19 protein-coding genes are annotated in these 21395 nt (G+C 64.4%); 13 read left to right on the top strand and 6 right to left on the bottom strand.

Going from position 1 to position 21395, the window contains the following annotated elements; all coding sequences use genetic code 11:
• Nucleotide 1: 1 nt before the first annotated feature.
• The 5 genes from A3A9_RS0108310 to A3A9_RS0108290 are packed head-to-tail and all read left to right on the top strand — an operon-like array spanning nt 2 to nt 4464.
• A complete protein-coding gene (locus tag A3A9_RS0108310; RefSeq protein ID WP_027058373.1) occupies nt 2-1078 on the top strand; it encodes a Gfo/Idh/MocA family protein in 1077 nt (358 codons plus the stop codon).
• Nucleotides 1078-1896 carry a sugar phosphate isomerase/epimerase family protein gene (locus A3A9_RS0108305; RefSeq protein WP_027058372.1) on the top strand — a complete coding sequence of 273 codons (819 nt, stop codon included), beginning with the start codon at nt 1078-1080 and terminating at the stop codon, nt 1894-1896. The genes A3A9_RS0108310 and A3A9_RS0108305 overlap by 1 nt, the downstream gene beginning before the upstream one ends.
• On the top strand, nt 1896-2729 hold the full coding sequence (locus A3A9_RS0108300; protein WP_027058371.1) for an alpha/beta fold hydrolase: 834 nt from the start codon (nt 1896-1898) through the stop codon (nt 2727-2729). Before A3A9_RS0108305 ends, A3A9_RS0108300 begins: the two co-directional genes overlap by 1 nt.
• Nucleotides 2726-3448 carry a ribulose-phosphate 3-epimerase gene (locus A3A9_RS0108295; RefSeq protein ID WP_027058370.1) on the top strand — a complete coding sequence of 241 codons (723 nt, stop codon included), beginning with the start codon at nt 2726-2728 and terminating at the stop codon, nt 3446-3448. Before A3A9_RS0108300 ends, A3A9_RS0108295 begins: the two co-directional genes overlap by 4 nt.
• Nucleotides 3445-4464 carry an ROK family protein gene (locus tag A3A9_RS0108290; RefSeq protein WP_027058369.1) on the top strand — a complete coding sequence of 340 codons (1020 nt, stop codon included), beginning with the start codon at nt 3445-3447 and terminating at the stop codon, nt 4462-4464. Before A3A9_RS0108295 ends, A3A9_RS0108290 begins: the two co-directional genes overlap by 4 nt.
• 71 nt (nt 4465-4535) lie before the next feature.
• Here A3A9_RS0108290 and A3A9_RS0108285 read toward each other — a convergent pair whose 3' ends face one another.
• A complete protein-coding gene (locus A3A9_RS0108285) occupies nt 4536-5864 on the bottom strand; it encodes a dicarboxylate/amino acid:cation symporter (protein ID WP_051370810.1) in 1329 nt (442 codons plus the stop codon).
• A gap of 335 nt (nt 5865-6199) precedes the next feature.
• Between A3A9_RS0108285 and A3A9_RS0108280 the strand changes: the two genes are divergently transcribed.
• From A3A9_RS0108280 to A3A9_RS0108270, 3 genes are read left to right on the top strand one after another with little or no spacing between them, the layout of a single operon-like run.
• Nucleotides 6200-8020 carry a sensor histidine kinase gene (locus tag A3A9_RS0108280; protein WP_027058367.1) on the top strand — a complete coding sequence of 607 codons (1821 nt, stop codon included), beginning with the start codon at nt 6200-6202 and terminating at the stop codon, nt 8018-8020.
• Nucleotides 8017-9402, top strand: a complete 1386-nt coding sequence (locus A3A9_RS0108275) for a sigma-54-dependent transcriptional regulator (RefSeq protein ID WP_027058366.1) — start codon at nt 8017-8019, stop codon at nt 9400-9402. The genes A3A9_RS0108280 and A3A9_RS0108275 overlap by 4 nt, the downstream gene beginning before the upstream one ends.
• Nucleotides 9403-9461: 59 nt before the next feature.
• On the top strand, nt 9462-9890 hold the full coding sequence (locus A3A9_RS0108270) for a GNAT family N-acetyltransferase (RefSeq protein WP_027058365.1): 429 nt from the start codon (nt 9462-9464) through the stop codon (nt 9888-9890).
• Here A3A9_RS0108270 and A3A9_RS0108265 read toward each other — a convergent pair.
• From A3A9_RS0108265 to A3A9_RS0108245, 5 genes are all read right to left on the bottom strand, one after another.
• Complete coding sequence (locus tag A3A9_RS0108265; protein ID WP_027058364.1) at nt 9887-11002, bottom strand: anhydro-N-acetylmuramic acid kinase; 1116 nt, start codon at nt 11000-11002, stop codon at nt 9887-9889. The two genes, A3A9_RS0108270 and A3A9_RS0108265, sit on opposite strands and share 4 nt — an antisense overlap.
• 185 nt (nt 11003-11187) lie before the next feature.
• The gene (locus A3A9_RS0108260; RefSeq protein ID WP_275451162.1) at nt 11188-11511 is read right to left on the bottom strand and encodes an iron chelate uptake ABC transporter family permease subunit; all 324 of its coding nucleotides are present in this window, start codon (nt 11509-11511) and stop codon (nt 11188-11190) included.
• The gene (locus A3A9_RS0108255) at nt 11468-12823 is read right to left on the bottom strand and encodes a glutamine synthetase family protein (RefSeq protein WP_027058362.1); all 1356 of its coding nucleotides are present in this window, start codon (nt 12821-12823) and stop codon (nt 11468-11470) included. The genes A3A9_RS0108260 and A3A9_RS0108255 overlap by 44 nt, the downstream gene beginning before the upstream one ends.
• A gap of 220 nt (nt 12824-13043) precedes the next feature.
• Entirely contained in the window at nt 13044-13742 is a 699-nt protein-coding gene (locus A3A9_RS0108250) for a GntR family transcriptional regulator (protein WP_027058361.1), read from the bottom strand.
• Between the two features lie 100 nt (nt 13743-13842).
• Nucleotides 13843-14982: a C45 family autoproteolytic acyltransferase/hydolase gene (locus tag A3A9_RS0108245; protein ID WP_027058360.1), complete on the bottom strand. Its 1140-nt coding sequence runs from the start codon at nt 14980-14982 to the stop codon at nt 13843-13845.
• 137 nt (nt 14983-15119) lie between these two features.
• On the opposite strand from A3A9_RS0108245, the gene A3A9_RS0108240 reads away from it, so the two are divergent.
• From A3A9_RS0108240 to A3A9_RS0108220, 5 genes are all read left to right on the top strand, one after another.
• Complete coding sequence (locus A3A9_RS0108240) at nt 15120-16052, top strand: GntR family transcriptional regulator (RefSeq protein WP_051370808.1); 933 nt, start codon at nt 15120-15122, stop codon at nt 16050-16052.
• A 240-nt stretch (nt 16053-16292) separates the two neighbouring features.
• Nucleotides 16293-17330, top strand: coding sequence for a cell division protein FtsZ (gene ftsZ / locus A3A9_RS0108235; protein WP_027058358.1), 1038 nt, complete (start codon nt 16293-16295; stop codon nt 17328-17330).
• A 141-nt stretch (nt 17331-17471) separates the two neighbouring features.
• A complete protein-coding gene (locus A3A9_RS0108230) occupies nt 17472-18857 on the top strand; it encodes an SWIM zinc finger family protein (RefSeq protein ID WP_245278993.1) in 1386 nt (461 codons plus the stop codon).
• Nucleotides 18854-20281: a DUF5691 domain-containing protein gene (locus A3A9_RS0108225; protein WP_027058356.1), complete on the top strand. Its 1428-nt coding sequence runs from the start codon at nt 18854-18856 to the stop codon at nt 20279-20281. The genes A3A9_RS0108230 and A3A9_RS0108225 overlap by 4 nt, the downstream gene beginning before the upstream one ends.
• 31 nt (nt 20282-20312) lie before the next feature.
• Entirely contained in the window at nt 20313-21392 is a 1080-nt protein-coding gene (locus tag A3A9_RS0108220; protein WP_027058355.1) for an ATP-binding protein, read from the top strand.
• Nucleotides 21393-21395: the final 3 nt, after the last annotated feature.

The following is a 21395-nucleotide window of genomic DNA, read 5'->3' as shown; positions in this document are numbered from 1 at the left end:
GATGATCAAGAAACAAGACAGACGCCTGAGAGTCGGCGTACTCGGCTGCGGCCCCATCGCGCAGTTCGCGCATCTGCAATCCTGCACGAAGGCCGCCAATGCCGATCTCTATGCCATCTGCGACGCGGCGCCCGATTTGCTCGCGCGCATGGGTGCCACCTACGAGCCGCAAAAGATGTATGCCGACTACGACGCCATGCTCGCCGATCCCGAGCTGGAAGCCGTGATCGTCGCCACGTCGGATGCCTATCACGTGCCGATGTCGATCAAGGCGCTCGACGCCGGCAAGCATGTTCTCTGCGAAAAGCCGATCGGCACCTCAGTCGAGGAAGGCGAGGCACTGGCGGCAGCAGTGAAGCGTTCGGGCAAGGTGCTGCAGGTCGGCCACATGAAGCGCTTCGACCCGGCGCTGGAGGCCGCGCGCGACTTCGTCCGCGACGAGATGGGCGAGGTGCTGGCGCTGAAGGCCTGGTACTGCGATTCCACCCACCGCTACACCAACACCGATGCCATCCAGCCGCTGCCCGTCACCAGCAAACTCGCGAAGAAACCGTCGGGCAATCCGAAGGCTGATCTCAGGCAATATTTCATGCTGGCGCACGGCTCGCATCTCGTCGACACGGCGCGTTTCCTGTGCGGAGACATCACAGCGGTCCGTGCCCGTCTCAACGAACGCTTCGGCGCCTATTGCTGGTTCGTCGAGACCGAATTCGCCAGCGGCGCGCTTGGCCATCTCGACTTGACCGTTGCCGTTAGGATGGACTGGCACGAGGGTTTCCAGCTCTATGGCGAGAACGGTTCGGTCATCGCCAAAACCTTCAACCCCTGGTACTTCCGCGCCAGCGAGGTCGACATTTTCCATGAGAAGGACGCGACCTCGCGCAAACCGCTCGGCGCCGACGGTCATTTCTTCCGCCGCCAGTTGGAAGGCCTTGCCGACACTGTGCTCAACGGCGCGCCGATGCGCGGCGCCAATGTCGAGGACGGTATCGCCTCGATCCGCGCCATGGTGGCGATCGCCCGCTCGGTTGTATCAGGCGAGCGGGTCGAACTCGCCTCGGTTTCGGGTGCGGTCTGATGCGTCTGGGCATCTTCGCCAAGACTTTTTCGGGCACTGAGCCGGCCACCGTGCTGACGGCCGTGCGGCAGGCGGGCTATGAGACGACGCAGTTCAATCTCGCTTGCGCCGGCCTGCCGTCGATGCCGGATGCCGTGCCTGATACGGCCATTCTGGACATCCGTGCCGCCGCGCGATCGTCCGGTGTTTCGCTCGCCGCTCTGTCGGGCACCTACAACATGGCGCATCCCGACAAGGCGGTGCGAGATGACGGCCTTCGCCGCCTCGCCATCGTCATCGAGACGGCGGCAGCTCTCGACATCCCGCTGGTCACGCTCTGCACCGGCTCACGCAATGCCGGCGATCAATGGGCATTTCATCCCGACAATGCGACACCGGCCGCCTGGTCAGACATGACCGTCGAGATGGAGAAGGCGCTGGCGCTGGCCGAGGAGGCCGGCGTCGATCTCGGTATCGAGCCCGAGCAAGCCAACATCGTCACCTCGGCAAGCGACGCGACGCGCCTGATCGCCGACATGGGTTCGAAGCGTCTCAAGATCGTGCTCGACCCCGCAAACCTGTTCGAGCACGCGACGCCGGATGAGGCGCGCGCCATCGTCGCCGCCGCGATCGACGAAGCCGCCAGCTACATCGCCATGGCCCACGCGAAGGACCGGTATGGCGACGGCCGCTTTGCTACGTCTGGACAAGGCATAGTCGATTTCCCGGATTTCGTCGCGCGGCTGAAGGCCGTGGGCTTCGACGGCGCGCTCGTCACGCACGGGTTGTCCGCCGACGAAGCCCCTGGCGTCGCCGCTTTCCTGCGGGGATTGCTCTGATGGGCACTGCGCCGACGATCCTGCTGCGCGACGATGCCGCCCTTCGTGTCTTCGATACCGGGCAGGGCAGGCTCCCTATCGTCTTTCAGCATGGCCTCGGCGGTGATGCCGCCCAGGTGGCGCAGAATTTTCCCGACAGCTCGTCACGCCACCGGCTGACCGTCGAATGCCGCGCGCAAGGTGGCTCCGGTGCCGGCAGCACGCGTCCGTTCTCGATCGCTATGTTCGCCGACGATGTGCTGGCTGCCGCCGATGCGGCTGGGCTCGACCGCTTCGTCGCCGGCGGCATTTCGATGGGAGCGGCGATCGCGCTGAACCTGGCAAGCCGCCACCCGGGCCGTGTGCTTGGCCTGGTGCTGGTGCGTCCTGCCTGGGCCTTCGATGCAGCCCCACAGAACATGCACCCTTATGTCGAAGTGGCGGATCTCATCCGCCGGCTTCCTCTGGCTGAAGCCCGCGACGCCTTCGCCTCCTCCGCGACATCGGCCCGCTTTCGCAGCGAAGCGCCGGACAATCTCGCCTCGCTGCTCGGTTTCTTCGCGCGTGACAACGCGGTTGTCTTTGCCGAGGTGATGCAGGCGATCGCCAATGACGGGCCCGGCGTGACGCGGGCGGACGCCACTGGTCTCGCAATACCCACGCTGGTCATCGGCAGCGGCATCGACCTCGTCCATCCCTTGGCGACCGCGCGCGAGCTTGCCGGGACCATCCCCCATGCAGCCTTCGCCGAGGTGACGCCGAAAGCCACCGACAAGGATCGCCATTTCGCCGAAATCCTCGCCGCCATCGGTGGCTTTCTCGACAGAAATTTCAACAACCAGGATCAACCATGACTTCCAAAACTTTGTCTGGCCCCGCGGCAATCGCCGCATTGCCGCGCGATCGCTTGATCGCCGAATTCTCGCTCTGGTCGGCCGATCTCGCCAATTTCGAGAGCGACTTGAAGCGCATTGAACCGTATGTCGATCTGCATCACATCGATGTGGCGGACGGCCACTTCGCCCCGGCCTTCCTGTTCTTTCCCGATCTCGTCGCCCGCATCGCCGGGCTGACGGCCAAACCCATCCACGTCCATCTGATGGTCGATGACGCGATCGTCGAGGCACAGACGCGCCAGTTCATCGAGGCAGGCGCCGACATGATCAGCGTCCATGCTGAAAACGGTGAAGCGGGATTGCGCGCCGTGCGGCTGACCCGCGAACTCGGCGCCGAAGCGGGTGTCGTGCTCAGGCTGGAAACACCGGTCGAGGCGGTAACGCCTTTCGTCTCCGAGGTCGCCTTCGTAACGCTGCTGGGCACCGCTATCGGCGTCAAGGGCCAGAGCCTGTCGGAGAAGGCCTGCGACAGGCTGGGCGCCACCCGAGCCATCCTGAGAAAGGCCGGCCGCGAGTCGGCCGTGGTTCTTGCTGCCGACGGCGGCATCCGCCACGAGACCGTGCCGTTGCTGCGTGCTGCTGGCGCCGAAACCGTGGTGCTGGGTTCGCTCGCCTTTGGCGACAAGGATCTGGCCGGCCGCATCGGCTGGCTGCATGGGCTGAAGGTTGCGGCATGACCACTGAAGTCGCCCTCGCGATCGATCTTGGCGGAACCGAGCTTCGTGCCGCGCTGGTCGACCGTGACGGCAAGATCCTGGCCTTCGCCGCGGTGCCGACGCAGGCGCAGGCTGGGCCCGACGTGGTAATCGGCCAGATCGAGGCGCTGGCCGCGACCGTGCATGCCGAGGCACCGGGGCTCGCCATTGTCGGCGTCGGTGTCGGCGCGCCGGGGCCGCTCGATCCGCTGGCTGGCATCGCGGTCGGGCCGCCAACGCTGGCCGGCTGGCAGGACGTGCCGTTGGCCGACATCCTCGAACGCCGGCTCGGCCTGCCGGTGCGGCTGGAGAACGACGCCAATGCGGCAGCCCTTGGCGAATGGCGCTTCGGCGCCGGCCACGGCGCTCGCTCGCTGGTCTTCGTCACGGTCTCGACCGGCATTGGCGGCGGCGTCGTTGCCGACGGCCGCATCCTGCACGGTCGCCGTGGCCTCGCCGCCGAGATCGGCCATATGACCATTACCAATGAGGGTGAGCGCTGCGTCTGCGGCGTCGTCGGCTGTTTCGAGGCCATCGCCTCGGGCACGGCGCTTGGCCGCCGTGCCAATGCCGCGACATCTGCCTTTGATGGCTCGACGCTGCGCCGCCTCTCGGCCAATGCCGAGGTCACGGGCCGCCACGTGGTCGAGGCCGCAAGGCTGCAGGACGATCTCGCCATGGCACTGCTCGAGGAGGAAGCCCGCTGGCTGGGCGTCGGCTTCACCAATTTGCTGCATCTCTACTCGCCCGACGTGCTGGTCGTCGGCGGCGGCATCGCCAATGGTCTCGACCTGATGCATCCGGTCATCGAGGCGACCATCCGGCAACGCGCCATGCGCGCCTATCGCGACGTGCCTGTCGTCCAGGCTCAGCTCGGCCGCCATGCCGGGCTGGTCGGCGCCGCCAGCCTTGTCCTGTTCGACGATGGCAGCCTGGCGGCCCGCATGCCGGTCGGTCCAAGCACGTTCCCTGAAGCGCGCAGGGATTTCAATGGCTGACACGTCAAGGTAAAAAATGGCCGGAGGCAGCGATGCCTCCGGCCATTTGCATTGCTATGCGATCGCCTGGATTACCCGGCGGGAACGACATCCGCCGGCAGGCTGTCGTCGGCTGTTCCAGCCAAGGCTCTCGCCAGCTTCGCCTCGTCGAGCTCGCCTTCCCAGCGGGCGACAACCAGCGTGGCGACGGCGTTGCCGATGAAGTTGGTCAGCGCCCGGCATTCCGACATGAAGCGGTCGACACCGAGGATCAGCGCCATGCCGGCGACCGGCACTGAAGGCACGACCGAAAGCGTCGCGGCGAGTGTGATGAAGCCCGCACCGGTGATGCCAGCAGCACCCTTGGACGAGAGCATCGCCACCAGCAGCAACAGGATCTGGTCACCGATCGACAGATGGATGTTCGTCGCCTGCGCGATGAACAGCGCTGCCAGCGTCATGTAGATGTTGGTGCCGTCAAGATTGAAGGAATAGCCGGTCGGGATGACCAGGCCGACAACCGAGCGCTTGGCGCCGGCCTTTTCTATCTTCTCCATCAGCGAGGGCAGGGCTGCTTCCGACGAGGAGGTGCCCAGCACCAGCAGCAGCTCTTCCTTGATGTAGCGGATCAAGGACAGGATGGAGAAGCCGTTGTAGCGGCAGACGGCACCGAGCACGACGAACACGAACAGAAATGACGTCACGTAGAAAGTGCCGACCAGCATGGCGAGGTTGATGACCGAGCCGATGCCGTATTTGCCGATGGTGAAGGCCATGGCGCCGAAAGCGCCGATGGGGGCTGCCTTCATCAGCACGCTGACCAGCTTGAACATCGGCGCCATCAGCGCCTGCAGGAAGTTGAGCACCGGCGCACCCCTGTCGCCGACCAGCGCCAGCGCGATGCCGAACAGCACCGAGAAGAACAGCACCTGCAATATGTCGCCATCGGCGAAGGCGCCGACGATTGTGCCGGGGATGATGTTCATCAGGAAGCCGGTGACCGACTGGTCATGCGCCTTGGCGGCATAGGTGTTGACGGTCGAGGCATCGAGCGTCGCCGGGTCGATGTTGAAGCCAGCGCCGGGCTGCACGACATTGGCGACGATGAGGCCGATGATCAGCGCCAGCGTCGAGAAGGTGAGGAAGTAAAGCATTGCCTTGCCCGCCACGCGGCCGACCTTCTGCAGGTCGCTCATGCCGGCAATGCCGGTCGCGACCGTCAGGAAGATGACCGGGGCGATGATCATCTTGACCAGCTTGATGAAGGCGTCGCCGAGCGGCCTCATGCTTTCGCCGACAGACGGATAGTAATGGCCGAGCAGGATGCCGACGGTGATCGCCACCAGAACCTGCACGTAGAGTTGGGCATAAAGAGGCTTGCGTTGCGCGCCGGGCGCGCCGGATTGGTCTGCGATCTGCATCGAACTCTCCCTGGCCGGATGGACGGAACCCGCCCTGCGTGACTTCTCCCATCGCGGCGTTCCGGTTGCCCGCCGCTAGCAAGGAGTTTTGCAAGCGCTGTGCCAGATCGGGGAAGGGCCGGAATCCCCGCATTTCGGCCCTTTTGCGAAGCCCGTCGGTAAATGCCTGTGCGGATTTCCGCACACGAAACATTTGCCTGGGCGGAATTTCGCATTAGAGTGGCGGCGAGGCCGCTAGCTGTGAGCTTTCGGGAGGTTTTCCGCCCGGAATTGCGCCAGAGAAAGGGAGAGGGCAGACGACGCAAGCTGGCACCGATAGCGGGTCCGGTCGTGACTTGCTGCGCGAGGCGGTTGGCCGGCTGCGCGATGGCCGCTGGCTTGTCGTCCTCATCGCGCTTGCGATCCTGGCTGGCGCCATCGCCATTGCTGGGCGCATCGCCTCCGGCCAGGCGGCCGATGATTTGCGCGACACAGCACTTGCCGCTCTGCCGCTGGCGGCGGGAACCCTGACCGGCGAAATCGAGAAGCAGCGCCTGGTCCCATTGGTGCTGGCCCGCGACGATGCTGTGCGCGGGGCGCTGCGCCGGGCCGGAACGATGCAGGAAGCAGCCCTCAACGACAAGCTCAAGGCGATTGCAGGCGACGCCTCGGCGTCCGCCATCTATGTCATCGATACGGCGGGCATCGCGATATCAGCCAGCAATGCCGGTGAGCCGACGAGTTTTGTCGGCATCGACTACAATTTTCGCCACTACTTCAACGAGGCAATGGCGAAGGGCGCTGCCAGCCAGTACGGCCTCGGCACGATCAGCGGCCGGCCGGGCCTCTATCTTTCGAGCCGCGTCGACGATAACGGCAAGCCGCTGGGCGTCGCGGTGCTGAAGGTCGAACTCGACGGTGTCGAAGCCAATTGGCGCTCCAGCGGCTTCCTCGTTTTCGTCACCGACGAACGCGGCGTCGTGCTGGCCACCAGCCAGCCCGAATGGCGCTTTCATGTGCTGGCACCGCTCTCCGCCGAAGACGCCGCCGCTGCCCATGAGCAGCTGCAATTGACCGATGCCGCCTTCGAACCCTTGCCGATACGACGCGGTGCCGGCGACGGCCTGGCGACGATCGACAGCTCGGGAAAACCGCGCCAGTTCGTCGAGGTGGTGCAGGACCTGCCCGGTGCTGTCCCGGGCTGGCGTCTTTGGCTGCTGACGCCTGCGGATGCCACGCTTTCGTCCGCCGCCAACACGGCACGGCTGACGACGCTGCTCGGGCTGCTGCTGACGGGCCTGCTTGCCTACGTACTCACCCGCCGCCGCCGTACACGCCGGCTGCGGCAGGAAGCGCTGGCGCGTATGAACGTTGAACTCGAAAGCCGCGTCAGCACGCGAACGGCGGAGCTGACACGCTCCAACACAGCACTTGCTGGCGAAATCGCCGAGCGTGAGAGCGCCGAGGCCAAGGTCCGCCGATTGCGCGACGATCTCGCCCAGGCCAACCGGCTGTCTATCCTCGGCCAGATCGCGGCCGGCGTGGCGCATGAGATCAATCAGCCGGTCGCCGCGATCCGCACCTATGCCGAGAATGCGGGGCGATTTCTCGAAGGCGGCAAGACCGAACCGGCGAGTGGCAATCTGACCTCGATCGTCTCGATGACCGAGCGCATCGGCGCCATCACCAACACCTTGCGCACCTTTGCCCGCCGCCCGGGCGTGGCCGCTTCGCCACTACCGGTACGCGAGGCGATCGACGGCGCGCTGTCGCTGTTGTCCGGCCGTATCCGCGATTCCGGCGTCACCATCGTCAAGCCGCAAGGCAACGCGTCGCCGATGGTCATGGCGAGCCGCATCCGGCTGGAGCAGATCCTCGTCAACCTGTTGCAGAACGCGCTGGATGCCATGAAGGACCAGTCCGCCCCCCGCATCGAGATCGAACTCGCCGAGCGCGACGACCGGGTGCTGATCTCGGTGCGCGATAATGGCCCCGGCCTCGGGCAGGAAGCGGCCGGCAATCTGTTCATGCCGTTCCAGACCACCAAGGAGAAGGGGCTCGGCCTCGGGCTGGTGATCTCGCAGGAGATCACCCAGGAATTGGGCGGCACCTTGCAGCTCGATCCCGACAGTGCCGAAGGCGCGTCCTTCACCATCGATTTGAGGCGAATTGAATGACGCAGGGATCAGGGCGGGTGGCGCTCGTCGATGACGATGCCGACCTTTTGCACGCTACCACGCAATTGCTCGAACTTGCCGGCTTTACCGTGGTCGCGCGCGATGCCGCGGAGGCCGCCCTTGCCGTCGTCGACAGGGACTTCGATGGCGTGGTCGTCAGCGACATCCGCATGCCGGGCATGAACGGGCTGCAGCTGTTCGATCGCATCAAGGCGATCGACCCCGACATACCGGTGATCCTGGTCACCGGGCACGGCGATGTCGATCTCGCCGTGGCCGCGCTCAAGGACGGCGTCTACGACTTTATTCCAAAACCCTATGCCGGCGACCGCCTTGTCGAGGCGCTGAAACGGGCATCCGAGAAGCGCCGGCTGGTCATGGAGAACCGGCGGCTGCGCGAAGCCGCCGCACTGGCCGCCGATGGTCTGCCGCTGATCGGCGAGGCGCCTGCCATCCACCGGCTGCGCGAAACCTTGCGCCAGATCGCCGACATGGATGTCGACGTGCTGGTGGAAGGCGAGACGGGAACCGGCAAGGAAGTGGTAGCCGACCTCTTGCACCGATGGGGCCGGCGCCGCGCCAAACCCTTCGTGGCGCTGAATTGCGGTGCCTTGCCGGAGACCGTCATCGAAAGCGAGCTGTTCGGCCATGAGGCCGGTGCGTTCACCGGCGCGCAACGACGGCGGATCGGTCGCATCGAACATTCCAGCGGCGGCACGCTGTTCCTCGACGAGATCGAATCCATGCCGCCGGCCCTGCAGGTCAAGCTGTTGCGGGTGCTGGAAACGCGCAGCCTCACGCCGCTTGGTTCCAATGATATCAGGCGCATCGATTTGCGGGTCGTGGCGGCAACCAAGGTCGATCTTGGCCGGTCGGACCAGCGCCGCGATTTCCGCGAGGATCTCTACTTCCGACTCAACGTGGTGACGCTGCGCATCCCGCCGCTGCGTGAGCGGCGCGGTGACATCCCGATGCTGTTCGGCCATTTCCTCGGCAAGGCGGCGGAGCGTTTCGGCCGGCCGGTTGCGAGGGTCAACGCCGCCGTCAGCGATCATCTCCAGTCGCATGCCTGGCCAGGCAATGTGCGCGAGCTTGCCCATTTCGCCGATCGCGTCGCGCTTGGTCTCGGCCCGGACGACGAGACGAAGGTGGTTTCCCCGCAATCGCTGGAGCCTGCGCCCTCACTGCCGGAACGCGTGGGTCACTACGAGGCACAGCTCATCCGCGATGCGCTGCGCGACCATGGCGGAGACGTGCGCGGCGCCATCGACGCGCTCGGCGTGCCGCGCAAGACTTTTTACGACAAGCTCAAGCGCTACGGCATTGCCGCATCCGAATTTCGCAATGGCGGCGATCCGCCATCTGTTCGAGAGCAGACCTAGAAATTGCGTCAGGGCGTGACGCCACAATCCCATCCAGCCGAGCATTCCGGAAAAGACCCATGAACACGACACTCGAAACAACGGCAAACCCCTTGCCGGAAGACCTCGCCTTTCTCAGCGAAAGACTGACGGCGTTCAACGACGGCGATGTCGGCGCGTCCGAAAGAAAGGTGCTGGCGGTGTTCGTGCGCGACGAGGAAGGCGCGGTCGTTGCCGGGATTTCGGGTTACACGGCGTGGGGCTGGCTCTACGTGCAATGGCTATGGGTCGATGAGCGGTTTCGCGGCCAGCATATGGCCGGTAAGATGCTAGACGCAGCCGAGCAGGAAGCCGTGGCGCGCGGCTGCCAAAACGCCTGGATCGACACCTTCAATCCAAACGCCGCCAAGGTCTACCAGCGCCAGGGCTATCAGCCCTTCGGCGCGCTGGCCGATTTCCCGGTCGGCCGCAGCCGCATTTTCCTGCAGAAGAAACTGTCGCTGGTCTAACCGGCCAGCTTTCCGCCACGCATCGGCTGCGGCGCACCCGTAGTGCTTGGGAAACTGATCGGTAGGCCGCGCAGCACGCGAACCGCGAGGAATGCAAAACACTCGGCCTCGACAGCATCGCCGCTCCAGCCGAGGCTCTCGGCCAGCACCACCTCGACGCCGGCGCGGCTGGCGAGCATCGCCATCATTGTCGGGTTGTGGCGGCCGCCGCCGCTGACCACCAGCTTTTTCGGCCGGTGCGGCAAGAGGTCGAGCGCCTTGCCGACGGCTGAGGCGGTGAAGGCGGTGAGCAAAGCCGCACCGTCCTCGGTGCTGAGGCCGTCCGCCATGGCAGCACCAAAATCGAAACGGTCCAGCGATTTAGGGTAAGCTTTGGTCAGATAGGGATGTTGCAACAGCTTGACGAGCCGCGCCTCGTCAACGGTTCCGGCACGCCCCAGGGCGCCGTCGCGGTCCATTTCGCCGAGCCCCTTGGACTTGATGAAATCGTTGAGCGGTGCGTTGGCGGGCCCGGTGTCGAAGGCGACGACATTGTCGGCTCCGTCCCACCAGGTGATGTTGGCGACGCCGCCGAGATTGAGCACGGCCACCTCGCCGCTGGCGCCGGCGCTGCGCATCAGCGCGGTGTGATAGACAGCAGCCAGGGGCGCGCCCTGTCCGCCGGCGCGAACGTCGGCGGAGCGGAAGTCGTAGGCGACCTTGGTGCCCAATAGCGCGTGCATCATCTCGCCGTCGCCGAGCTGCCGGGTCTGGCCAATCCGTCCGGGTTGCGGCGCGCGATGCAGCACGGTCTGGCCGTGGAAGCCGACGACGCCGATGTCGGCCATCGTCATGCCATAGCCCTCGACCAATTCCCTGACTGCCGCCGACTGGGCGCGTGTCAGCGCTTCCTCGGCCTCAGCGAAGATCGCCGGTTCCGGTCCGACAAAATTCCAGGCCCGGGCCTGCTTCAGCGTTTCCTCCAGCAGGGAGCGGATCGACGGGGGATAAGGCATCAGCCGGTAGGTGCCGAAATCCTCGATCCGCTCGCCATCGGTCTTGATCAGCGCGACGTCGATATTCCCGTCTAGCACGGTGCCGGTCATCAGCCCGACGGCCCAGATTGGTTCCATCGTTGAACTCCATTCATGAGATCGCCCGGCTGCTGGAGCTGGGTGATTCCGTTGTTGCAATGAGGTGTCGGACGGATTTGGCTCACGGGCAAGGTCTCCGTCCGGTTGTTGCAGAATTCGATCCACAGTCTCGCGCCGGCTTTCGAGTCGCAACCGAGCCTCGGAGACACCCAGCACCAGCTTTGTCAGCCTCGGCGCGGCACGCCCCTGGCCAGCAAGTAGCCGAGATACGTCCCGCCGAGCAGCGAGGCGAACAGGCCGGCGGGCAGTTCGTAGGGAAAGGCCGCCATGCGCGACAGCCAGTCCGAGACGATCATCAGCAGGGCGCCCAGAAGCATAGCGCCGGCGAGATGAACGCGTGCGCGGGAAAATCCGGCGAGCCGGGCAAGATGCGGCGCGATCAGGCCGACGAAGCTCAAGGGCCCGACGACCATGGCGGACAGCGCGGTCAGCCGATGGCGCGGCCTAAACGCTTTCGAGATAGGTCTCGATCTCGAAGTCGCTGACATTGAGCGCGAAGGTGTTCAGTTCCTGGCGTTTGCAAGCGACGAAGGAGTCGCGCAGGATCGCCGGGAAGATTTCCGCCACATGCGTTCCGCTTTCAAAGGTGGCGATCGCGGAGGCCCAGTCCGGCGGCAGCTTGGCCGGCACGACGCCTTGGCCATCGTTCCCGATCGGATCGCCCGGCGACATCTGCCTTTCGATGCCGATCAGCGCCGCGCCCAATATGGCGGCGAGCACCAGATAGGGATTGGCGTCCGCCCCCGACACCCGATGCTCGATGCGGCGCGCGGCGGTCGGACCGCCGGGAATGCGGATCGCGACCATGCGGTTCTCGTAGCCCCAGGCAACCGCGGTCGGTGCGTAGGACCGCGGGCGAAGCCGGCGATACGAGTTGAAGTGCGGTGCGAACACCAGCGTGCTTTCGGCCATGGCCGCGAGCAGTCCGCCGACCGCGTGGCGCATGATTTCGGAACCCTGATCGGTGCCGTCGTCGAAGACGTTGCGCCCTTCGGCGTCGACGAGGCTGAAATGGACATGGAAGCCGTTGCCGGCGCGGTCGCCATAAGGCTTGGCCATGAAACAGGCGGCAAAGCCGTGCTTGCGGGCAATGCCCTTGACCGTGCGCTTGAACAGCACAGCGTCGTCGGCCGCCCGCAAGGCGTCGGCGACATGGTTCAGATTGATCTCGAATTGGCCAACGCCATTTTCGGCAATGGCGGTATCGACGGGAATGCCTTGCGCCCGGCAGGCCTCGTAGACGTCATGGATGAAGGATTCGAAATCGTCGATCTCGTCGATCGACAATGCCGCATCGGAATCGAGACGCCGTCCGGTGACCGGCGAGACCGGCCCGACCGGCCGCTGCGACTGCGGATCTACCAGATAGAATTCGAGTTCGGTCGCCGTGACCGGGGTCAGGCCGAGCGCCTTGTAGCGGTCGAGGATGCAGGCTAGCGCCCGCCGGGGGTCGCCGAGATAGGGCGCGCCATTTTCGTCGGCAAGCCAGAGCGGGACGAGCGCCGTCGGATGCGCCGTCCATTCCACAGGCAGGATGCCGCGTCCGGTCCATTGGCAAAGCCCGTCGGCATCGCCGGTCGAGAAAACCAGCGTGTTGCCTTCGATATCCTCGCCCCAGATGTCGAGCCCGATCAGCGAGTAAGGCATGCGCAGCTTGCCTTCCAGCGCCTTGCGGGCCTGCTCGACCGGAATGCGTTTTCCCCGCATCACGCCGTTGAGGTCGCACACCGCCGCTCTCAGGCTCTGGATGTCGTTTCTGCTTTCAAGCCAGCTCAGGACGTCCGCAATTGCATCGCTCAATTTCAAAACCTCTGGTTTTCGAAGTGCCTCAGCCGGATCGGCTGCACTGTCCCTGGTAAATAATGCTTGTGAGTTTTCGGGAAGCCTATCCAGCCGCTGCCGGATATTTTTCCTTATTTTTTCAAGTCATTAGCTGGGATGTCGGGAGGCATTTCAAAACCAATTGCGCGATCTGCGATCGCAACATAGAGGCAAGAGAGTGGAAAGCCAAGGGGCATTTCTAAGGCCTTGCATCCGGAAATCTGGCCTGCCGCAGGATGTGTGCGGCGCCTTCGTCGATGTCGCGCACGATGGCTGCGCGGGCCCGCGCCCCGTCCTGGGCCTCGATCGCCGCGACGATCTCCTCGTGATAGTCGATGTCGAGGATGGAGGAGAGATCGTCCTCGAAGCCCATGGCGAGGTTCCTGAGGAAGGGACCAACCTGCATCCAGACGGTCTCGATCAGGAAGATCATCTGCTCGTTGCCGCAATGGCGATAGATCGAGAATTTGAAGGCGTAGTTCTTCCTGAGGTAGTCGTCGATATCACCCTTGCGGGCGGCCAGGGTCAATTCGGTGCTGTGGCGCCGGATCGCCCGCAGATTGTTGCCGTTGATGCGTTTTGTCGCCAGTTCGGTCGCCGAGCCTTCGAGGATCGTGCGCACCGCGGTCAATTGCGAAAACCGGTCGGCCGAAATGACAGGCACCTCAACGCTGCCGTTCGGCATCGGGCTCAGCGCTCGCAGCGCCTGCAGCCGCATGAAGGCGCTGCGTACCGGCATGTCGCTGGTGCCGAGTTCCTTGGCGAGCTTCCGCGAGGTCAGCTTCTGGCCGGGCGTGAACTGGCCGGACATCAGGGCCCGCACAAGCTCCAGATAGACCTTCTCATGCAGGGGAACGGTGTCGACGGCGGTCAACCCGAATTGTGTTCTGTCGGCCATTGGCGGTGCGCTGCTTCGTTCTGAAACCTAAGCTGACGACATACGAGGGGAAACCGTGATTCTGATCCCGTTGGATTACAGAAGGTTCTTTGCCGCGTGGCTATCGCTTTTTCGCTTTCTCGATGACCGCCTCGTCCATTGTCAGTTCGTAGCGTGTGAAGGTGCGGTTCTCGGCCGGCAGGGGTGCGATTTCCATGATGCTGCTCGCCGGCTCGAAAACAATCATCGCCACCGTCGCCGAGAGGTTGCCGCCTCCCTCGCGGATTGCCGGGCGGCAAACGCTGAAGGGTGCCGCGAAATCGTCGAACAGCGCCTCCTTGAGATCATCGACGGTGATGTCGCCATGCCGCGCGGCAAGATGCCGGCGCACGCGATAGTCGCGGTAGAGACTGTCCGGCACGTCGCTGAGCCCGGTTTCGCGTAGCTTCGACAGCGCGACCGGGCTCTGCCAGTGATTGGCGTGCACGATCAACTCCTTGTCGGGATAGATCGGAAAAACTTCATCGGGCGCGCATTCGATGTCGACGGCAAAACCCTCGGCGGTGCTGAGCATCATGTTGTTGGAACAAGACTTCGGCGTCGTCGCCACCACCTTGATGGCATGGGCGAAATGCTTTGCCTCCAGCACGCGGCGGCGGATGAAGGGCAGGGGGATGCCGATGGTGCGGTAGTCGCGATCCGATTCCAGATAGTTCGCAGTGATGCCGATACCAGCTGAATTGAAGCCGCTGCGCGCCAAGCCACCGGCTTCAGTGAAGGTAATGAGATCCGGGCCTTCTTCGCGCCGCACGCGCAGCACGATCGAGGTCTCGGCACACTCGGCGTTCCAGTCCCAGTTCTGGCCGTGGATCAGCCTGCCGGCCCTGGTCGCCTCGGGCAGGATCACCGCGCCAGTGCAGCCGTCGGGCTGGTCGTCGGATATACCCTTCTCGCGCTTGGCCAGTTGCAGGATTTCGGTGCGGGCATTGACTAACAGGATCGAGGGCAGGCCGACATCGGCGCCGGCCGCAATGCCTTCCATCTCCTCGACGAGGTCAGGCGCCCATTGCCGAAGGCGGGGCAGGAACATGCCGCCGAAGCGCTCGACATCGCTGTCGCCAAAACCGAACCGCTCGAGTTGCGCGGCGTACAAAGCCACGGATGCATGGATGCGGCCGCGTGCCTGTTCCCCATGGGCCTTGCCACGCTCGGAAGGTGCTCCGCTTACCTCGACAAGAGGAAACGGTGCGGCTGCGGTCATGGAAAAATGCCTCTAATTTGCTGACAGGTCCGACAATAGTGCATTTTATGTAAATGAAAAGCACAGGTTTCGGCAAAATAACCGTTTCGAACCGCTGCCCGGCCTATCTATAATACGAAGCGTCGGGGGGAGTTCGAATGGACCAGGATACGATCGATCAGCCGATATTGGCGGGGACGGCCAGCCCCCTGCAGATAGACTTGGCGCGTCGGATCCTTGAGCGCATCCGCGATTCCGGCTGGGCGGTCGGAACCCGCATTTCCGTGCCCGACCTCGCCCGCACCTTCGGGGTGTCGCGCTCTCCCGTCAGTGCCGCGCTGGAACTCCTGGTGGCGCAAGGCATACTGAACGCCTTCGAGACAAGGGGGTTGCAACTGGCGCGCGACGTTGCCGAACTTGCCCCGGAGGATGTCCTGCCGAGTTCGCCTCTCGAGGACCTCTACCGCCGGATGATGAAGGACCGCTCGCAGGGTGAACTGCCTCAGGATGTCTCCGAAGCGGAGTTGATGCCGCGCTACCAGGTGTCACGCGGCGTGATCAGGAAGCTGTTGCTGCGCTTCGCTGCCGAGGGGTTGGTGCAGCGACTGCCGGGGCACGGCTGGCGCTTCGCCGAGTCGCTGGTCGGCGACGATGCCTATCGGGAAAGTTACGAATTCCGCATCGCCGTTGAATGTGCTGCCTTGCGCTCGCCGATGTTCCGCGCCGATCCCCAGCTCCTGGCGCCGGTCCGGCGCGCGCATGAGCGGATCTTGTCCACCCTCCTCGACGGCAAGACCCTTGCCAGCGGCGACGAATGGTTCCGGGTCAACGCTTCCTTCCACGAAGGGCTTGCCGCCTGCTCCGGCAACCGCTTCCTGGCTGATGCGGTGCGCCAGCAGAACAATCTGCGCCGTCTGCAGGAATCGGCGGGTTTCGAGCAACTGCCGGGTGAACGGCTGGAGCAATCATGCCGCGAACATCTCGCCATCCTCGACGCGGTCGAGGCAGGTGAGATCGAGTGGGCCGAAGCGCTGCTGCGACAGCATCTGCGCCAGGCTTCGGAATTCGCCTCGCCGCAACGTTCGCCGTGAAGCCGGAATTGCCCTGCTTTTCGGTCTGACTTGCGGGTGCGCGGCATCTCCGTTGCGGTATGCAATATCGCCATCACAAATCTTGACCTTGCGCGCACTTGCACGTCAGGCCGCTCTCTGGCTTTTTGGGGCACCCATCCGAACGGACTGATTCGCGTCATGCCGCTCGATTGCAATGTCTTGCAGACAGTCTGCTTGTGGGTCGTGAAGCACGCGCAATTTGGCGAAGGAGAAGCAGGCATGGCCGAGTTCAAGAAGCCCGAAATCTCCGAGATGAGACCCAAGATCACCGTTATCGGCGTCGGCGGCGGTGGCGGCAATGCCATCAACAACATGATCGTGGAACAGCTTCAGGGAACTGAATTCATTGCCGCCAACACGGATGCCCAGGCGCTGACCATGTCGAAGGCGACGCGGCTGATCCAGCTTGGCGCACACGTTACCGAAGGCCTTGGCGCCGGCTCGCTGCCGGAGATCGGCCGTGCCGCGGCCGAGGAATCGCTCGACGAGATCATGGATCATCTGGCCGGCACGCATATGTGTTTCGTCACCGCCGGCATGGGCGGCGGCACTGGGACCGGCGCCGCCCCGATCATTGCGCAAGCGGCGCGCAAGGCCGGCATCCTGACGGTCGGTGTCGTCACCAAGCCCTTCACCTTCGAGGGCCGGCGCCGCATGCAGATGGCCGAAGAGGGCATCGAGCGGCTGCGCGAAAGCGCCGATACGGTGATCGTCATCCCGAACCAGAATCTGTTCCGGATCGCCGATGCCAAGACCACCTTCGCCGACGCCTTCGTCATTGCGGACCGGGTGCTTTATTCCGGCGTCAGCTGCATCACCGATCTGATCGTCAAGGAAGGTCTGATCAATCTTGATTTTGCCGACGTCAAATCGATCATGCGCGGCATGGGCCGCGCCATGATGGGAACCGGCGAGGCGTCTGGCGACGGCCGGGCGATGAAGGCAGCGGAGGCCGCGATCGCCAACCCGTTGCTGGACGAGATGTCGATGAAGGGCGCCAAGGGCGTGCTCGTCTCGATATCGGGCGGCAGGGACATGACCCTGTTCGAGGTCGACGAGGCCGCCACCCGCATCCGCGAGGAGGTCTACGAAGACGCCGACATTATCGTCGGCGCCATCTTCGACAAGAGCATGGAAGGCCGCTTCAGGGTTTCCGTGGTGGCGACAGGCCTCGACCGCGCGCTTGGCGCGGAGGATGCCGGTGCCGCCGTCGCGCATGACCGCGCCGGCCAGTCGCCATTGCGGACGCTCCAGTAGCCACAGATTGTCTGGCGCAACGATCGCGGTCCGCTGTATCGATCTCTGTACCGCGGCTGCTACAAGAATCCGTCACATCAGGCCCTCTATACTGGCACCCTGTATCGTTCGAGCGATGAGAGGCGCGGCTTGGAATTTGACTTGAAGACCATCGAAGCGCTCGCGCCCGATCAGGCGTCGTTGAGCGCGGCTTCAAGGTTGACAAAGCAATCGAACTGGCCCCGGCTCGAAAAGAGCGAACAGCTGGCGATCATCTGGGGAGAATGCCAGGGCTCCGGCTCGAACCCCTATCGCGTCGTCGTCGACACCGGCGACCACGGCTACAAATGCACCTGCCCGTCACGAAAATTTCCCTGCAAGCACACTTTGGCGCTGATGTGGATCGCCGCCACCACGCCAGCCAGTTTTGTTGCAGCCGACTCGACGCCGGAATGGGTGAATGATTGGCTCGGCCGTCGTCGGAAGACGACGTCGCAGCCGGCTGCACCGGTGCCCGCCGCGGGAGGCAAGAGCATTGGCGAGGCCTTGCGCGACGACGAAAGCGCTGCCGTCGAGGACGCAGCCGCGATCGAACGCCGCGAGGCCGCGCAGCGCAAGCGCGCCCAGGATACGCGTTCCTCGGTCTCGGCGGCGCTGGATGAACTCGATCAATGGATCGCTGATCAACTGAGACTTGGTCTTGCCGGTTTTGTCGACAACAGCAGCGATCGTTGCCGCCGCATCGCGGCGCGGCTGGTCGACATGAAAGCGACAGCGCTTGCCGGCCGCATTGACGATATTCCATCCCGGCTGATGGGGTTGCGCAGCGAAGAGCGCCCGGACGCCGCGATCCGCGAACTCGGAAAGCTCGTATTGCTGGCCAAGGCCTGGCGATCGACACCTGATGACGCCGAGCTGCGGCGGCTGGTATCGACTTCGGAAAGCCGCGAGCAGGTCCTCGCCAATCCCGACGCGATCCAGGTCGACAGCGTCTGGGAGGTGCTCGGCGAGAAGATCGAGACGCGCCGCGACGGTCTTGTCAGCCATTCGACCTGGCTGCTCGATCTGAACAGCGCCAGTCCGCGATTCGCCCTGCTGCTCGACTATTTCCCGGCCTCTGCCGGACGCCGGTCCAACGCGTTCACGCCAGGCGATCGCTTCGATGCGCGGCTGGTCTTTTATCCGGCACGCCAGCCATTGCGGGCGCTGGTGGTGGATCGAAAGGGCGATGTCTCGTCAGGGCAATGGCCGGCATTCGGCTTTGATGCGGCCGATCCGCTTGCGTCCCATGTCGCTCACCAGGACACGGCCCCATGGCTCACCGACTGTCCTATCATGCTTCCGCCCGGCGCGATCCTGCTGGACGATCGTGGCGATGCCTGGTGGCAGTCCGCAGACAATCCCCATGGCATCGCCTTGCCGATCGCCGATACGGTCAACCCAACGCTGCTTGGGCTGGACCTCGCGGCAACGGCGACCCTTTGGAGCGGCAGCCGACTTCATTTGCTAGCGGCGCAGAGCGGGTTCGGGAGGCTTGATCTGTCGTGAACGAGATCGAGCAGACTGGTCTCGCGACCATGCGCGATAGGTGGATCACCGGCGGAACCAGCTTTGACCTCGCTCCGGCCGCGTGGAAAGAGATCGCCGCCGGTGCCAACCCCGAGGAGCGTGAACGCCGGCTGCTGGCGATCGCCGCGCAAGCCCTCGAAATTGCCTTGCGGCCGGCAGCACCAAAGACGCTGAAGCGTCGCCCGCCGCTGCCCGAGCTTGCCTTGCCCATGCTGCCGGAGCGGCTGCGTCCACCTTTGCGGGCTGCGCTGAAACACGCCGCCGACGCAAGAGCCAAGTCGCGTGTGGTGGCCCTCGTCGCCAGTCGCGGCTTCGTGCTTCATCCGATGGACTGGATGCCGGCCGCGTCGGATCAGACCAGCCCGGATGTCTATGCACCCTGGATCGATTGGCAGGCTGGCGTGGATGGCGAAAAACACACAGACCGGGAGCAACTGACGGCGCAGAACTGGGATGATTTCTATCCCGCCGCGCGCCGCAGTGCGCTGGCCGATATGCGCCGCACCGCGCCGGCTGTGGCCCGGCAGCTGATCGAGACCAAGGGATCAAGCGAGCCGGCGGAGATCAGGCTCCCGCTCATCGCACTCATGCATTTCGGCCTGGGGCCCGATGACGTGCCCTTCCTGAAAAGCCTGTCCGCCGATCGTTCCGGCAAGGTGCGCGAATTGGCCGGCCGGCTGCTTGCGCGGTTGGGCCAGCACGGCCAGCCAGGCGATGGCGGGCAGGAAAATCCCACGGCCGAACTCGCCGCCTTCATCACCGAAGGCAAATCCGGCTTCATCCGCCGCCGCACCACCTACACGCCGGCAACCCTAAAATCGCCGGCGCAGGAACGGCGCCGCGCCGAACTGTTCGAAACCTGCAACCTGGTTGATCTTGCCGCGCGCTTCGGCGTCACCGAACCCGACTTCATCGGCGCGTGGCAATTCGGCGCCGACAACAATGTCGATATCCTTGTCGCCCGCATGGTCGCCGCGTCAGGCAGCGATGCGTCGGTCACGCACATGGCCGATACGCTTGTCGCTGAGGGCGGCAAGCCGGCGCTTTTCGTCCTCCATTTGATGCCGCGTCTGGACAGTCGCCGGCAACGTGTCCTGATCAGGCTGATCCTGAAGGACACGCAATATCTCGGTGCGCTCAGCCTGGCCGAGGGCATCGAAGCAGGCTGGCTGGACTGGGCCGACCTGACGAACGGCAAGACGCTGCCGGCGCTGCGCGCCGCTGTCGCGGGAAACGATGATGCCGTGAAGCGCGGCGCCGACCAGCTTCTAGAAACGCTGGGCTTTCTCGTCACCGCGGCGGCGGCGGATAAATTGATCGGCGATGTCGTCGCGGCCGGCATGGCGCCGGCAGCACCGTCGCTCGGTCTTCTGCGCCTCAACGCATCCTTGGCCGGGCCTTGAACCAACACATGATCAATCCGGAGAACAGCAAATGAACGCAGCCATCCGTCTTCCGGTCGAGCAGGCCTACGCCGCCGAGTTGCAGGCGCTCGCGCGCAATGACGACCGGCAAAGGCCCGCCGGCTGGAGCCTGTCGCCCAAGGCGGTGCTGACCTATCTGCTCGGCGGAAAGGCTGACGACGGCACGCTGATAACGCCCAAATATGTCGGACGCCGCCGACTGATGGAGACCGCCGTGGCGACGCTCGCCACCGACCGCGCACTGTTGCTGCTCGGTGTCCCCGGCACCGCCAAATCCTGGGTGTCGGAACATCTCGCCGCCGCCATCATGGGCGACTCGACGCTGATCGTGCAGTGCACGGCCGGCACCGACGAGAACCAGATCCGCTATGGCTGGAACTACGCGCAGCTTCTGGCCAAAGGCCCCAGCCATGACGCGCTGATGCCGACGCCACTTTTCCGCGCCATGCAGGATGGCAAGCTCTGCCGCCTCGAGGAACTGACGCGCATGGGCTCGGACGTGCAGGACACGCTGATCACCGTGCTGTCCGAAAAGATGATGCCTATCCCTGAACTCAACACCTCGATCTACGCGCAGCGTGGCTTCAATATCATCGCCACCGCCAACAACCGTGACAAGGGCGTCAACGAACTGTCCTCGGCCCTGAAGCGCCGCTTCAATGTCGTCGTGCTGCCCTTGCCTGAAGACATGGCGGAGGAAGTGGCGATCGTCTCCAAGCGCGTCGGCGAGATGGCCGGCGGTCTCGACCTGCCGGTGCCGAAGAATGTCGGCGAGGAGATCGCCCGCGTTCTGACTATCTTTCGCGAGTTGCGCTCCGGCGCGACATCAGATGGCAAGGTGACGTTGAAGACGCCGTCCGGTTCGCTGTCCACGGCTGAAGCCATCGCCACCATGGTCGGTGGCCTCAGCCAGGCGGCCTGGTTCGACAGCGGCAAGCTCGGCGCTGAAGGTCTGGCTGCCAGCCTTGTCGGCGCGATCGTGAAAGATCCGGTGCAGGACAAGCTGGTGCTGGAGGAATATCTGGAAACCGTGCTCAAGAAGCGGCCCGATTATGCCGGCTACTACGCGGCCTTGAACGCAGCGATCTGACGC

Origin of the sequence: Mesorhizobium loti CJ3sym, from assembly GCF_000472785.1 — a bacterium.
GTDB lineage: Bacteria > Pseudomonadota > Alphaproteobacteria > Rhizobiales > Rhizobiaceae > Mesorhizobium > Mesorhizobium loti_E.
Note: the sequence above shows the minus strand (reverse complement) of the source record. Positions and strands in the feature narration are given on the sequence as shown.

Coding starts and splice junctions, on each gene's coding strand:
- A3A9_RS0108305 (WP_027058372.1), top strand. CDS start 1,078: ATGCGTCTGGGCATCTTCGCCAAGACTTTTTCGGGCACTGAGCCGGCC.
- A3A9_RS0108295 (WP_027058370.1), top strand. CDS start 2,726: ATGACTTCCAAAACTTTGTCTGGCCCCGCGGCAATCGCCGCATTGCCG.
- A3A9_RS0108310 (WP_027058373.1), top strand. CDS start 2: ATGATCAAGAAACAAGACAGACGCCTGAGAGTCGGCGTACTCGGCTGC.
- A3A9_RS0108290 (WP_027058369.1), top strand. CDS start 3,445: ATGACCACTGAAGTCGCCCTCGCGATCGATCTTGGCGGAACCGAGCTT.
- A3A9_RS0108240 (WP_051370808.1), top strand. CDS start 15,120: ATGGACCAGGATACGATCGATCAGCCGATATTGGCGGGGACGGCCAGC.
- A3A9_RS0108285 (WP_051370810.1), bottom strand. CDS start 5,864: ATGCAGATCGCAGACCAATCCGGCGCGCCCGGCGCGCAACGCAAGCCT.
- A3A9_RS0108275 (WP_027058366.1), top strand. CDS start 8,017: ATGACGCAGGGATCAGGGCGGGTGGCGCTCGTCGATGACGATGCCGAC.
- A3A9_RS0108265 (WP_027058364.1), bottom strand. CDS start 11,002: ATGGAACCAATCTGGGCCGTCGGGCTGATGACCGGCACCGTGCTAGAC.
- A3A9_RS0108270 (WP_027058365.1), top strand. CDS start 9,462: ATGAACACGACACTCGAAACAACGGCAAACCCCTTGCCGGAAGACCTC.
- A3A9_RS0108245 (WP_027058360.1), bottom strand. CDS start 14,982: ATGACCGCAGCCGCACCGTTTCCTCTTGTCGAGGTAAGCGGAGCACCT.
- A3A9_RS0108220 (WP_027058355.1), top strand. CDS start 20,313: ATGAACGCAGCCATCCGTCTTCCGGTCGAGCAGGCCTACGCCGCCGAG.
- ftsZ (WP_027058358.1), top strand. CDS start 16,293: ATGGCCGAGTTCAAGAAGCCCGAAATCTCCGAGATGAGACCCAAGATC.
- A3A9_RS0108300 (WP_027058371.1), top strand. CDS start 1,896: ATGGGCACTGCGCCGACGATCCTGCTGCGCGACGATGCCGCCCTTCGT.
- A3A9_RS0108250 (WP_027058361.1), bottom strand. CDS start 13,742: ATGGCCGACAGAACACAATTCGGGTTGACCGCCGTCGACACCGTTCCC.
- A3A9_RS0108260 (WP_275451162.1), bottom strand. CDS start 11,511: ATGTCAGCGACTTCGAGATCGAGACCTATCTCGAAAGCGTTTAGGCCG.